This window comes from Aminobacter sp. MET-1, assembly GCF_026521175.1.
Classification (GTDB): domain Bacteria; phylum Pseudomonadota; class Alphaproteobacteria; order Rhizobiales; family Rhizobiaceae; genus Aminobacter.
Genome location: NZ_JAMSHL010000024.1, coordinates 25,927 through 38,939 on the forward strand (window position 1 = coordinate 25,927; position 13,013 = coordinate 38,939).

Consider the following 13,013-nt stretch of genomic DNA (forward strand, 5'->3'; position numbering starts at 1 on the left):
TGCCTCTATTCGCAATGGGGTTCGGGCTTCTGGAAGCCGGTCACGTACCAGCGGCCGGACCAGCGCGCATGGAAGGTGTAGAAGCAGCCGTCAATGCCCCTACCCGGCCGCGCCGAACCGTCATAGCCGCCGCGACTGCCATAATCGTCGAAGTCGTCGCCATACGGCCGGCGCGGCACGCAAGGGCGCGACAGGTTGCGCCACTGATAGGCACGCTCGCCTTGCCCGAGATCGAGCACGCCGCTCGGCGGGCCATACTCATAGACCAGTTCGTTGATGGGCTGGCCGATATGATCCCTCATGGTGTCGGAGACGCAGCCCGATACGACAAATGTGGCAAGGATGGCGGGCGCGCCGAAGCGCAGCAGAGATGCGGACATCAATAACTTGTTCCTGTGATCGATGAGCGCAGCTAGGCGGCGAAGATTGCCCGCACATTACAGTGCATCGATCGACAGTCAGGCGATGCCGGTACTTGCCGAGTGACGGCTTAAATTTTCCTGACGATGACGGAGCCGGCCGAGTAACCGGCGCCGAAGGAACAGATGACGCCGAGGCTGCCGGCGGGCAGGTCGTCGGAGAACTTCGAAAACGCGATGATCGAACCGGCCGACGAGGTGTTGGCGTAATCCTGCAGCACGTTCGGCTGTTCCTCACGGCTCGGCTCGCGCCCCAACACCTTCGAACCGATCAAGTCGTTCATGCCCTTGTTGGCCTGGTGCAGCCACAGCCGCGACAGGCTTTGCGGCTCGATGCCCTGCTCAGTGAGATGGCCTAGCATCAGTTCGGCCACCATCGGCACCACCTGCTTGAAGACCTTGCGACCCTCCTGGTGGAACTGCATGTCGCGGCGGTCGACCATATGGCCTTCGCGCGTGCGACGCAGGAAGCCATTGTTGTTGCGGATGTTGTTGGAGAACTCGGTGAGGCAGCGGGTGGCCAGCACCTCATAGGCGTTTTCCGACTTCACCTCCTCGGCGCGCTGCAGCACGACCGCAGTACAGACATCGCCGAAAATGAAATGGCAGTCGCGGTCGCGCCATTCCTGATGGCCCGAGGTGATCTCCGGATTGACCATCAGGATCGCACGCGCCGAACCGGTGCGGATCATGTCTGATGCAAGCTGGATGCCGAAGGTCGCCGAAGAACAGGCGACGTTCATGTCAAAGGCGAAGCCCTTGATGCCGAGCGCCTGCTGCACCTCGATGGCGATGGCCGGATAGGCGCGCTCGTGATTGGAGGCGGCACAGATGACGGCGTCGACGTCCTGGGCGGCGAGCCCGGCCTTCTTCATCGCTTTGTCGGCCGCCTTGACCGAAATCTCGGCCATCAACGACAGCTCGTCCTCGGCGCGCTCGGGCAGAACCGGGTGCATGATGCCAGGATCGAGGATGCCGAACTTGGAGACGACATGGCGGCGCTCGATGCCTGATGCCTTGACGATGAATTCTTCCGAAGACATCGCCATCGGCTCGCGCTCGCCGGCCTCGATGGCGTCGGCGTGCAGCCTGTTCTGGCGGTGGGCATATTCATTGTAGGAGGCCACCAACTCGGCGTTGGTGATGACTTCCTCCGGCGTGAAGATGCCGGTACCGCTGATCGCAACCTTGTGCATGGCGTCCCCTATCGGTCTTGCATCATTGGAATAGGGTTTGAGGCCAGCCGGTCAAGCTCCACGGCCTCGATTCAACGCCGAATGCGCGGTTACCTCGCGGCAGAAACGCTCAAATGCAGCGCCCGCCGTCCACTTCCATGGCCACGCCCGTGATCAGCGCGGCTTCGTCGGAGACGAGGAACAGGGCAGCATTGGCGATGTCGAGCGGCGTCGAGAAGCGGCCGAGCGGGATCGACGAGCGGAATTTTTCGCGGATCTCCGGCGTGTCGGCACCCATGAATTTCTCCAGCATGCCGGTCTCGCCGGCGACCGGGCAGAGGCAGTTGACGCGGATGTTTTTCGGCGCGAGCTCGATAGCCATCGACTTGGTGGCGGTGATCGCCCAGCCCTTCGAGGCGTTGTACCAGGTGAGACCCGGTCGCGGCCTCAGCCCCGCGGTCGACGCCGTGGTCAAAATCACGCCGCCACCCTGCCGCTCCATGATCGGCACGACTGCTCGGGCAGCGTGGTAGATCGCCTTCATGTTGACGGCGGTGATCAGGTCGAAGACCTCCTCCTCGACATCGATCATGTCGCCGTTGCGGTGGGTGTAGCCGGCATTGTTGACCATGATGTCGATGCGGCCGAAGGCGCTCTTGGCGGCGTAGACGAGTTCGTCGAATTCGGACTTGAGCGAGACGTCTGTCGTGACCGCGATAGCATTGTCCCCGATTTCGGCGGCGACGCGCTCGGCTTCCCTGGTGTTGAGGTCGGCGACAACGACCTTGGCGCCTTCCTCGGCAAAACGCTTGGCCATGCCCTCGCCGAAACCGGCGGCCGAACCAGTGATGATCGCAACCCTGTCTTTCAGACGCATCGTCTTCCGCCCCATCTTGCTCTTCACTTTCGGTCTAGCCGCCGTTGCAACAAGCGGCAATGCTTGCCGCCGGTCAGCCCATGACAAAGGATCAGGCCAGCGGCTTCTCCTTTGGATTTTGGCGCGCCGAAGCCCTATGTTCGGCAAGCCATTCGCGGAGCCGAAAACGAAACTGTGAACAGCGTGGTGCCGGCTTTTGCACTAGCGCTTTTAAATCGATTAGAATATATCAGGCGGCGACGCGAAAACCGTCTTGAAATTGGAACGATCATGACCAGCCAGATCATCCCCGTCGATCCTTTCGACTTCATCATTTTCGGGGGCACCGGCGACCTGTCGGAACGCAAGCTCTTGCCGGCGCTCTATCACCGCCAGCGCGACCACCAGTTCTCCGAGCCGACACGCATCATCGGCGCGTCGCGCACCAAGATGGACGACAAGGAGTTCCGCGCCTTCGCCAAGAAAGCGATCTCCGACCACGTGAAGCCAGAATACATCGAGGAAAAGGAACTCGCGACTTTCCTCGACCGGTTGAGCTACGTCACAGTCGACGCCAAGTCGGGCGACGGCTTCGAGGATCTCAAGAAATCGGTGGCCGACAGCAAGCGCATCCGCGTCTTCTACCTTGCCGTCTCGCCCAGCCTGTTTGGCGACATCTCCGACAATCTCAAGCAGCACAAGCTGATCACGCCGGATTCGCGCATTGTCGTCGAAAAGCCGATCGGCCGCGACCTCGAGTCGGCGAAGGCGCTGAACGACACCATCGGCGACGACTTCGGCGAACACCAGATTTTCCGCATCGACCATTATCTCGGCAAGGAGACGGTGCAGAACCTGATGGCGCTGCGTTTCGCCAACGCGCTCTACGAACCGCTGTGGAACTCTGCCCATATCGACCATGTGCAGATCACGGTGGCCGAAACCGTCGGCCTCGAAGACCGCGTCACCTATTACGACAAGGCCGGCGCGCTGCGCGACATGGTGCAGAACCACATGCTGCAGCTGCTCTGCCTCGTCGCCATGGAAGCGCCTGCCTCGATGGAGGCCAATGCGGTGCGCGACGAAAAGCTCAAGGTGCTGAACGCGCTGAAGCGGGTCAACGGCAACGAGGCCCCCAAGCAGACGGTGCGCGGCCAATACCGCGCCGGCGCCTCTGCCGGCGGCCCGGTCAAGGGCTACATCGAGGAGCTGGGCGCCGAGAGCACCACCGAGACTTTCGTTGCCATCAAGGCCGAGATCGCCAACTGGCGCTGGGCCGGCGTGCCGTTCTACCTGCGCACCGGCAAGCGGCTGGCCTCCCGCGTCTCCGAGATCGTCATCGAGTTCAAGCCGATCCCGCACTCGATCTTCGGCGAGAGTGCCGGGCCGATCTTCAACAACCAGTTGGTCATCCGCCTGCAGCCCGACGAGGGCGTGAAGCAGTACATCATGATCAAGGATCCGGGCCCGGGCGGCATGCGCCTGCGCCAGATCCCGCTCGACATGAGCTTTGCCCAGTCCTTCGACGGCCGCGCACCTGACGCCTATGAGCGCCTGATCATGGACGTGGTTCGCGGCAACCAGACGCTGTTCATGCGCCGCGACGAGGTCGAGGCCGCGTGGAAGTGGATCGACCCGATCCAGCACGCCTGGGAAGGCAGCCGCCAGGAAGCCCAGGGCTACACCGCCGGCACCTGGGGCCCGTCGGCGTCGATCGCGCTGATCGAGCGCGATGGCCGCACCTGGCACGAGAGCAATTGAGCGCCATGGCAGCCCCTCGCTGGAACGAATTCGAGACAAGGGACGAACTGGCGGCAGGCCTTGCCGCCAAGGTGGCCGACACGTTGAAGGCTGCAATCATCAGTCGTGGCACGGCATTCCTCGCCGTGTCGGGCGGCACCACGCCCGGCCGCTTCTTCGCGGCCCTGTCGAAACAGGTGCTCGACTGGAGCAAGGTCACGGTGACGCTGGTCGACGAACGGTTCGTGCCGGAAAGCTCGCCGCGCTCCAATGCAGCACTTGCCAAGGCCAGCCTGTTGCAGAACGAAGCGGCGGGCGCGCGCTTCGCGCCGCTGTTTCATGAAGCGGCGTCAGTAGAAGAGGGCGCGGACCTCGCCGATATCAAGCTGAGGTCCCTGCCCTGGCCGCTCGACGCCGCGATCCTGGGCATGGGTGCAGATGGCCACACCGCCTCGTTCTTTCCCGATGCCCAGGGGCTTGAAACCCTGCTCGACCCGGCATCATCGCGGCTTGTCATGCCGGTGCATTCCGAAAGTGCCGGCGAGACGCGGCTGACGCTGACGCTGCCTGCGCTCATCGGCGCCGGACTTGTCATCGTGCACATCGAAGGCGCTGAAAAGCGCAACGTCATCGAGGCAGCACTTGCCGCCGAAAGGCCGTTGCCGATCCGCACCGTGCTCGACCAGGCGCCACGCGCCGCCGAGATCTACTGGGCGCCCTGACCGGGCGCCTCCAAGCGTCGCGCATCCTCCGGGACCGCTGCGCCTTGAATGCCGAAATCGAGCATGGCCTGGCGCAATCGGCTGCGCCGTATTCCGGTCCATGCGCCAGCCCGAAGCTCCCCCCAATTCGGGCTCCGAGTTGAAAGGACAGGCCATGACCGCCAGGAAAGACATCCAAGCCATCACCGAGCGCATCCGCGAACGCTCGAGGGTCAGCCGCGAGATTTATCTCGACCGCATCACCAGTGCCGCAGGCAAGACCGCCAACCGAGGCGTTCTCTCCTGCGGCAACCTCGCCCACGGTTTTGCCGTCTGCAGCCCTTCGGAAAAAGTCGCTCTCGGCGGCGACAAGGTGGCCAATCTCGGCATCATCACCTCCTACAACGACATGTTGTCGGCGCATCAGCCGTTCGAGACCTATCCGCAACTGATCAAGGACGCAGCGCGCGAAGCCGGCGGCATCGCCCAGGTGGCGGGCGGCGTGCCGGCGATGTGCGACGGCGTCACCCAAGGGCAGCCGGGCATGGAGTTGTCGCTGTTTTCGCGCGACGTGATCGCCATGGCAGCCGCCATCGGCCTCAGCCACAACATGTTCGACGCTGCGGTCTATCTCGGTGTCTGCGACAAGATTGTGCCGGGCCTGGTGATCGCGGCCCTGACCTTTGGCCACCTGCCCGCCGTGTTCGTGCCGGCCGGACCGATGACCTCGGGCCTGCCCAATGACGAGAAGGCCAAGATCCGCCAGCTTTACGCCGAGGGCAAGGTCGGCCGCGCCGAGCTGCTCGAAGCCGAGTCCAAGTCCTATCACGGCCCGGGTACCTGCACCTTCTACGGCACCGCAAACTCCAACCAGATGCTGATGGAGATCATGGGCCTGCACACGCCGGGCGCTTCCTTCGTCAATCCGGGCACGCCGCTGCGCGACGCGCTGACCCGCGAGGCGACCCGGAGGGCGCTGGCGATCACTGCGCTCGGCAACGCCTACACGCCGGTAGGCCGCATGATCGACGAGCGTTCGGTGGTCAACGGCGTCGTCGGCCTGCATGCGACAGGCGGCTCGACCAACCACACCATCCACCTGATCGCCATGGCCGCCGCAGCCGGTATCCGCCTGACCTGGCAGGACATTTCCGACCTGTCGGATGCGGTACCACTGCTCGCTCGTGTCTATCCGAACGGTCTATCAGACGTGAACCATTTCCAGGCGGCCGGTGGCATGGGCTTCCTGATCCGCGAGCTGCTCGACGCCGGCCTTGTGCATGAGGATGTGCAGACCGTGTGGGGCGAAGGCCTGCGGCCCTATGCCGTCGAAGCCAAGCTCGGCGCCGACGGGTCCGTCGTGCGCGAAGCGGCTCCCAAGGAGAGTGGCGACGACAAGGTGCTGGCACCCGCCACAAAGGCCTTCCAGCCCACGGGTGGGCTCAAGGTGCTCGGCGGCAATCTCGGCCATGCCATCATCAAGACCTCAGCCGTGAAGCCCGAACGTCGCATCATCGAGGCGCCGGCGCTGGTGTTCGACAGCCAGCAGGGACTCAACGACGCCTTCAAGGCTGGCCTGCTCGACCGCGACTTCGTCGCCGTCATCCGCTTCCAGGGCCCCAAGGCCAACGGCATGCCGGAACTGCACAAGCTGACGACCGTTCTCGGCATTCTGCAGGACCGCGGCCACAAGGTGGCGCTGGTCACCGATGGCCGCATGTCGGGCGCCTCAGGCAAGGTGCCCGCAGCTATCCACGTTACGCCGGAAGCGCTCGAAGGCGGGCCGATCGGCCGCGTCCATGACGGCGACATCGTCCGGCTCGACGCAGAGACCGGCACGCTGGAAGTGCTGGTGCCGGCGGCCGAACTCGCCGCGCGGCCAAAGCCCGTCTGCGACCTCTCGGACAACGAACACGGCATGGGCCGCGAGCTGTTCGCCGGCTTCCGCCAGATGGTCGGCCGTGCCGACCACGGCGCGAGCGCGTTCGGGACGGCGTAATTCTGTCTAATGCAGAAGCTCGACCGAGAGGCCGAGCTTCCTTTCTACTTCACCGCCTCGCACGACAGCACCGCCGGAGCGTCCTCGCCCTTCATCAGGTCGTAGAGGTCGGCGTTGTCGCCCTTGGTCCACCAGACATATTGCTGACCGGCATATTTCGCGCCGCTGCCGCTCAGCACGGTGACGGCCACGACGGTCTGGTCGCCGAGTGTCAGCACCACGAGCGAATTGTCGCCGGCATTGACGTATTCGGCCTTCACGGCCTGGTCGCCGCATTTGTAGCTGACGGAGTTGCGCTCGACCGGTGCACTGCCCGGCAGTTCCAGCGTCACGGTCGAGGCCATTGCCGCGCTGGTCACGGCAGCGAGGATGATCGCAGTGAAGCTCAAGCGCATGACGGTCTCCCGAATTGCTCGTCATGCCGACGATAGCACGGCGAAACAGACTGCCGAAGCCGAAGCTCCGGCAGTTTTTTTCACGCCAAAGGCTAGGCGCCGTTCCTTGCCACGTCGGTGAAGAAGCCTTCCGGGCTCTCCACCTCGACCAACCTGCGTTTCTCGATCTGCCAGAAGCGGTTGCCTGTGGCGCGGACGAAGCTGCGGTCGTGCGATACAAGCAGGCAGCTCGCCTCGTGTTTCAGAAGCTCAGCCTCCAGCGTTTCCTGCCCATCGATATCCAGATGGTTGGTCGGCTCATCGAGCAGGTAGAAGTTGGGGTTGGTCAGTCTGAGCACAAGCATGCCGAGGCGCGCCTTCTGGCCGCCCGACAAACGACCGATCGGGTTCGACTGCATCTCGACGGTCATGCCCGCTCCGGCGAGCAAGCTGCGGGCGCGCTGCTCGCCGAGTTCGAAACGGCGCGTCAGCACGTCCATCGGCTTGTCCTTGTCGGCAAGGTCGGACAGCCCCTGATCGCCGTAGCCCAGCACCAGCGAGGGCGTCGCCTTGATGCCATTAACAGCGACGTCCGGCTGGGCGATGGCGCGCCTGAGCATATTGACCAGCCGCGTCTTGCCGGCACCGTTGCGGCCCAGCAGGACAACGCGGTCGCCCTGGCGTATCCACAGTTTGCCGGTCCTGAACAGCAACGTACCGTCGGGTGTGGTAACAGGCGCATCGTCGAGCGCCACCAGCACCTTGGCATGCGTACCGCGGTTTGCCAGCCTGATGGTTCCGGCGGATCGTTCGAGATGGGCCGGACGCGCGCTGTCTTCGATCCGCTCGGCCCGCTCCTTCAGCTGCTTGGTCTTCACGACAAGCAGGTCGCTACCGGAGTTGATGCCGATATTGTTCAGCTTTGCGGCCTGCCGGCGCAGTTGCTGGGCCGTCTTCATGTCCTTTTCGAAACGGCGGGCGTCCGAGGCGTCGATCTCATCGAGCGCTTCGCGCGCCCGCGAATAGGGCAGCGAGAAGCTTTGTGAATTCTCCGGCCGGAGGAACAGCGTCTTGTTGGTCACCGCGTCGAGGAAGGCGCGGTCGTGGCTGCAGATGACAACCGGCACATCGCGCGGCAGGGCATTCAGCCACCCTTCCAATTGCCCGATGCGGGTTAGGTCGAGATGGTTGGTCGGTTCGTCGAGAAGCAGCATATCGGGCTCGGTTACCCAGACGCGCGCCAAAAGCGCAAGGCGCTGCCATCCGCCGCTCAGCTTCGACAGCGGCCTGTGAACCAGTTCCTCCGGAACGTCGAGTTCACCAAGCACGACGTCGACCCGCCAGCTCTCGCTTTCGGCCTGATCGGCCGGCAGAGCCTGCAGCACGGCATCGTAGAAGGTCGCGTCCAGCAGGGTCGCCGGCACGTCCTGCTCGACATAGCCGACCCGCAGCCCGCGCGAACGGGTGATGTCACCCGAGGTCGGTTCGAAGCTGCCCGAGATGGCGCGCAGCAAGGTGGACTTGCCACGGCCGTTGGCAGCGACGATGCCCAGGCGATCGCCCGGCTCGACCGACAGGTTGAGGTTGGAGAAGAGCGGCGCACCGATGGTGACGCCAAGCGACCGCAGATTGATCAAAGCCATTTTCGTTCTCTGGTCTGTCCGGACCGTCGCCCGCACCATCAAGGGTGCACAAATGGGGAAACCGGGTCCGGCGGAAAGCTCACGATGCAGGCGGACGAGCAACATGCTCAGCACTGCATCATCACGAAGGGCAGACCGGAAAAGAGAACAGCTTCATAAGTCTCGCATCGTGCCACTGAGGCAGATGCGGCTGGCATCTCGTCTGTGGTCAGCCCTGCAAACGCATTTGCAGGGCATGGACGGGGCCGCGCTGACGGTGGTGACGAAAAAACGTATGCACGCAGCCCTCCTTTGTTGTTCGAGTTGCGCCGCCTTCATAACCGCATGCGCGGCGGCTGGCAATCCTAGTCGATCTTCAGCTCAGTGCGCTCGCCGGCATTGACCCTTGCCGTGCCGTCCTTCTTGCCGGCGTCGCCGCGGTCGACTTCGACAGCATATTCGCCTGTCGGCAGCGTCGTCTGGTGCTTCTGGTCGTAGGCGTAACCAAACTCCTTGCGGTTGCCCTGGATGTCCTTCTTTGCCGAATAGACGCGGATCTCCTTGGCACCGGGAGCGTCGATCGCCAGCACGCCGGCATCGAGCACAGCCGTCACGTCGCCGGCTTCGCCGACGCGGATGTTGAAGGGCTGCTCGACCTCGGCCTGGTCCATGCGCACGACGGCCACATAGTCGCCGGCGGGCAGGTCGAACTTGCCATCCGGGCCAAAGCCGAAGGTCACCTGCTCGCGCGTTCCGTCGATCTTCTTCCTGGCCTTGAAGATCTTCACGTCGAGACCCGAAGCATCGACCTTCTCGCCGCCTTGCGCATAAAGCGCATTGACCACGACACGGCCGACGCCGGCGACGATGTCCTTCTCGACGGTCTGACCCGCGGCGAGCTGGATGGTCTCGCTGGCTTCGCCCTGGCCGATGGTGACCTTCACCTTCTGCTCGCCCGCCGGCAGGACCACCTTGGTCTGGCCGTAGTAGGTCGCCGGATGGTCGGCGCCGGGGAAGTCGAAGACGACAGTCGCACCCGTGTCGATGTCGTCGCCCTCGCTCGGGCGCGGGCGGATGACCAGCGTGCCGGCATTGAGCACGAAGGTCGGCTTGTACACCTGGCCGGCCTCGACCTTGAGCGGCTGTTCGACGCCGGCTTCGCCGAGCGTGGCACGGATGACGTAGTCGCCCGCTTCAAGCGAGCCCTTGTAGTTGTTGTATTCGGTGGTCAGGCGTTCGCCCTTGGAACCGTCGGCGGCGGCCTTGTAGATTTCCCAGGCATTGCCCGCATCCTTCAACGGGTCGCCGCCCTGCGCCATCACGAGTTCGGGCACGAAGTTGAATTCGGGCTTGGCTGGCTCGGCCACAGGCGCGGGAGCCGGTGCCGGCGCAGGGGCGGCAACCGTCTGGGCCAAGGCTTCTTCCAGCCCCTTGGCGTCGGAGGCCTGGATGTATTTGCCGCCGGTGTTTTCAGCGAGGCAGGCGACTTGCTTGCCTTCGTCCGCAGTCAGGCCGAAACCAACGACATGGGCGGTGAAGTCGACGCCGCTCTGCTTCAGCTCCTTGCCAAGCGCGCAGGGGTCGGCGTTGCAGGTCTCCAGCCCGTCGGTGATGAGGATGACGGTCGCCTTCTCTTCGGTGTATTTGAGGTCCTCGGCCGCCTGCTTGACCGCCGCCGTCAGCGGCGTCTTGCCGAGGAACTTCATGCCGTCGGCAGCAGCCGTGATGGCACTTGCCGAAGCGACAGCGGGCGGCACCACCAGTTCGATGTCGGAGCAGCTGCTCTTCTCGCGGTGGCCATAGGCCATCAGCCCGAGTTCCGTGTCGGCGGGCACCGTCTTGAGCACGGAGCGCAGCGCCTCGCGTGCGATTTCGAGCTTCGGCTTGCCGTCGATCTGGCCCCACATCGAGCCCGAGGCGTCGAGCACGATGATGGCGCGGTCGGCGGCGTGCGCCGAGGCCGCCGTCAGCATGACGATGGACGCCAGGAAAGTTCGCGAAAACGCCTTCATGCTGTCCCTCGCCGATTCAGACCGTCTGTCTGGCGAAGCTAAACTTGAGGCCTGCTGCTGACAACCCTGGCAGCGATCAGTAGGTCGTCCGTCGCTCTTCGCTCGGTGGGCGACCGAACTGAAGGCGATAGCTCTGGGCGAAGTAGGAATGCGAGGTGAAGCCGGTGGCGATGGCCACGTCGAGGATCGGCATGTTGGTCTGGCGCAGAAGCTCGCGCGCGCGCTCCAGCCTGAGGCGCATATAATAGCGCCCCGGTGTGACGTTGAGATGACGCAGGAACAGGCGCTCGACCTGGCGCACCGACAGCCCCGCGGTTTTTGCGAGCTGGACCGCCGACAACGGCTCGTCGAGATGGTCGGCCATCAGTTCGACGATACGTTTGAGCTTGTCGGACTTGCCAGTGAGGTCGCGCTCGGGGCCGACGCGCTGGCGGTCGCCGGCCGAGCGGATGCGCTCGTGCTGGAACTGGTTGGCCACCTCGTTGGCAAGGTTGGAGCCGAAGTCCCGCTTGACGATTTCCAGCATCAGGTCGATCGAGGTGGTCACGCCGGCGCAGGTGTAGCGCTTGCGGTCGATCTCGAAGACGTTGTTGGTGCATTCGATGTCGGGAAACTTCTCCATGAAGCCGGCGCGGTTTTCCCAATGGATGGTGCAACGGTAGCCATCGAGCTGGCCGGCCTCGGCCAGAAGATAGGAGCCGACCGACAGCGCACCGAGCGAACCACCCCGGCGGCCCCAGGCGCGCAGTGCCGCCAGTACCTTGCTCTTGCCGGGGAATTCTGTGGCAACGCCGACGCAGACAAAGAGGATGTCGACCGGCGGCACATCGGCGACGCTGTAGTCGACCTTGAGCGGTAGGCCGTTGGACGCCATCACCGCCTCGCCGTCGGGCGACACGGTGGTCCAGCTGTAGACGTCGCGACCGAGCAGGCGGTTCGCCGACCGACAGGTGTCGATGGCGGCAACGAGCGAGAACATCGAGAACTTGTCGACCAGCAGGAAAGCGAACTGGCGGCCGACGGCATGGGGCTCTGACATGGAGGCCAAATCTACAGAATGCGTTGACTTGGGCAAGGAAGCTGCGTCGATCTGGACAACACCGCCCGCCTTCAGAAAGCTGGTCGTTCGAAGCCCGCGTGGCGGTAGGCCGACACCAGCGTGTTGGCCATCAACATGGCGATGGTCATGGGGCCGACACCGCCGGGCACTGGAGTGATGGCGCCGGCATTCTTCTCAGCCGAGGCAAACTCAACGTCGCCGACCAGTCGCGATTTGCCCTCACCCTTCTCGGGGGCCGGGATGCGGTTGATGCCGACATCGATAACGGTGGCGCCCGGCTTGACCCAGTCGCCCTTGACCATTTCCGGGCGGCCGACGGCAGCGACCAGGATGTCGGCGGTGCGGCACAACGCCGGCAGATCCTTTGTACGGCTATGGGCAATCGTCACCGTCGCGTTGGCGGCGAGCAGGAGATTGGCCATCGGCTTGCCGACGATATTGGAGCGGCCGACGACGACGGCGTTGAGGCCCGAGAGATCCTTGCCGTGGCAGCGCTCGATGAGCAGCATCGAGCCGAAGGGCGTGCACGGTACCAGCGCGGATTCGACCTCGCCGGTTGCGAGCTTGCCGACATTCATGAAGTGGAAGCCGTCGACATCCTTGTCGGGAGCGATGGTCTGGATGACCTTGCCGGCGTCAATATGGCCCGGCAGCGGCAGCTGCACCAGGATGCCGTGGATGGTAGGATCGGCGTTGAGTTGTTCGACCAGCCCCAGCAGATCGGCCTCGGAGGTATCGACCGCCAGCGTATGCTGGACCGAATGGAAGCCGCATTCCTTGGCCATGCGCGACTTGGAGGCAACATAGACCTGGCTGGCCGGATCCTCGCCGACGATTACCACCGCAAGACCCGGCTGCACGCCACGCGCTATCAGCGCCGCCGCGGACTTCTTGACGCCCTGGACGACCTCGGCTGCGACACTCTTCCCGTCGATAATTTCAGCCATGGTCAACTCCTGTCTGCTGCTACGCCTAGCGTGGCATTGTCATCAAATTTTCGACCTGCAACCGCGCCATAACGGCGTCGGGTGCCGTAAACTCGAAACCGTGGCAGC

At 64.0% G+C, this 13,013-nt stretch carries 11 protein-coding genes; 3 read left to right on the forward strand and 8 right to left on the reverse strand.

Features of this window, described 5'->3' with window-relative positions:
• Positions 1–5: 5 nt before the first annotated feature.
• The 3 genes from NDO48_RS24635 to NDO48_RS24645 all read right to left on the reverse strand — a co-directional run bounded on the left by NDO48_RS24635 (position 6) and on the right by NDO48_RS24645 (position 2,471).
• Entirely contained in the window at positions 6–380 is a 375-nt protein-coding gene (locus tag NDO48_RS24635; RefSeq protein WP_267322569.1) for a hypothetical protein, read from the reverse strand.
• Positions 381–490: 110 nt separating this feature from the next.
• Positions 491–1,615, reverse strand: coding sequence for a beta-ketoacyl-ACP synthase III (locus NDO48_RS24640; protein WP_267322570.1), 1,125 nt, complete (start codon positions 1,613–1,615; stop codon positions 491–493).
• A 109-nt stretch (positions 1,616–1,724) separates the two neighbouring features.
• Positions 1,725–2,471 carry an SDR family oxidoreductase gene (locus NDO48_RS24645; protein ID WP_267322571.1) on the reverse strand — a complete coding sequence of 249 codons (747 nt, stop codon included), beginning with the start codon at positions 2,469–2,471 and terminating at the stop codon, positions 1,725–1,727.
• Positions 2,472–2,741: 270 nt separating this feature from the next.
• On the opposite strand from NDO48_RS24645, the gene zwf reads away from it, so the two are divergent.
• From zwf to edd, 3 genes are all read left to right on the forward strand, one after another.
• Positions 2,742–4,211, forward strand: a complete 1,470-nt coding sequence (gene zwf / locus NDO48_RS24650; protein ID WP_018426563.1) for a glucose-6-phosphate dehydrogenase — start codon at positions 2,742–2,744, stop codon at positions 4,209–4,211.
• A 5-nt stretch (positions 4,212–4,216) separates the two neighbouring features.
• Entirely contained in the window at positions 4,217–4,912 is a 696-nt protein-coding gene (gene pgl / locus NDO48_RS24655) for a 6-phosphogluconolactonase (protein ID WP_267322572.1), read from the forward strand.
• Positions 4,913–5,066: 154 nt separating this feature from the next.
• Positions 5,067–6,890, forward strand: coding sequence for a phosphogluconate dehydratase (edd, locus tag NDO48_RS24660; RefSeq protein WP_018426561.1), 1,824 nt, complete (start codon positions 5,067–5,069; stop codon positions 6,888–6,890).
• A gap of 44 nt (positions 6,891–6,934) precedes the next feature.
• Here edd and NDO48_RS24665 read toward each other — a convergent pair whose 3' ends face one another.
• From NDO48_RS24665 to folD, 5 genes are all read right to left on the reverse strand, one after another.
• Positions 6,935–7,285 (reverse strand): MliC family protein, encoded by a 351-nt coding sequence (locus NDO48_RS24665; protein ID WP_018426560.1) that lies wholly within the window; start codon positions 7,283–7,285, stop codon positions 6,935–6,937.
• Between the two features lie 92 nt (positions 7,286–7,377).
• Complete coding sequence (locus NDO48_RS24670) at positions 7,378–8,907, reverse strand: ABC-F family ATP-binding cassette domain-containing protein (RefSeq protein ID WP_026226903.1); 1,530 nt, start codon at positions 8,905–8,907, stop codon at positions 7,378–7,380.
• Positions 8,908–9,251: 344 nt separating this feature from the next.
• A complete protein-coding gene (locus tag NDO48_RS24675; protein ID WP_267322573.1) occupies positions 9,252–10,898 on the reverse strand; it encodes a vWA domain-containing protein in 1,647 nt (548 codons plus the stop codon).
• Between the two features lie 76 nt (positions 10,899–10,974).
• Positions 10,975–11,937, reverse strand: a complete 963-nt coding sequence (locus NDO48_RS24680; RefSeq protein ID WP_018426557.1) for a GlxA family transcriptional regulator — start codon at positions 11,935–11,937, stop codon at positions 10,975–10,977.
• A gap of 71 nt (positions 11,938–12,008) precedes the next feature.
• Entirely contained in the window at positions 12,009–12,905 is an 897-nt protein-coding gene (folD, locus tag NDO48_RS24685) for a bifunctional methylenetetrahydrofolate dehydrogenase/methenyltetrahydrofolate cyclohydrolase FolD (RefSeq protein ID WP_018426556.1), read from the reverse strand.
• Between the last annotated feature and the right edge of the window lie 108 nt (positions 12,906–13,013).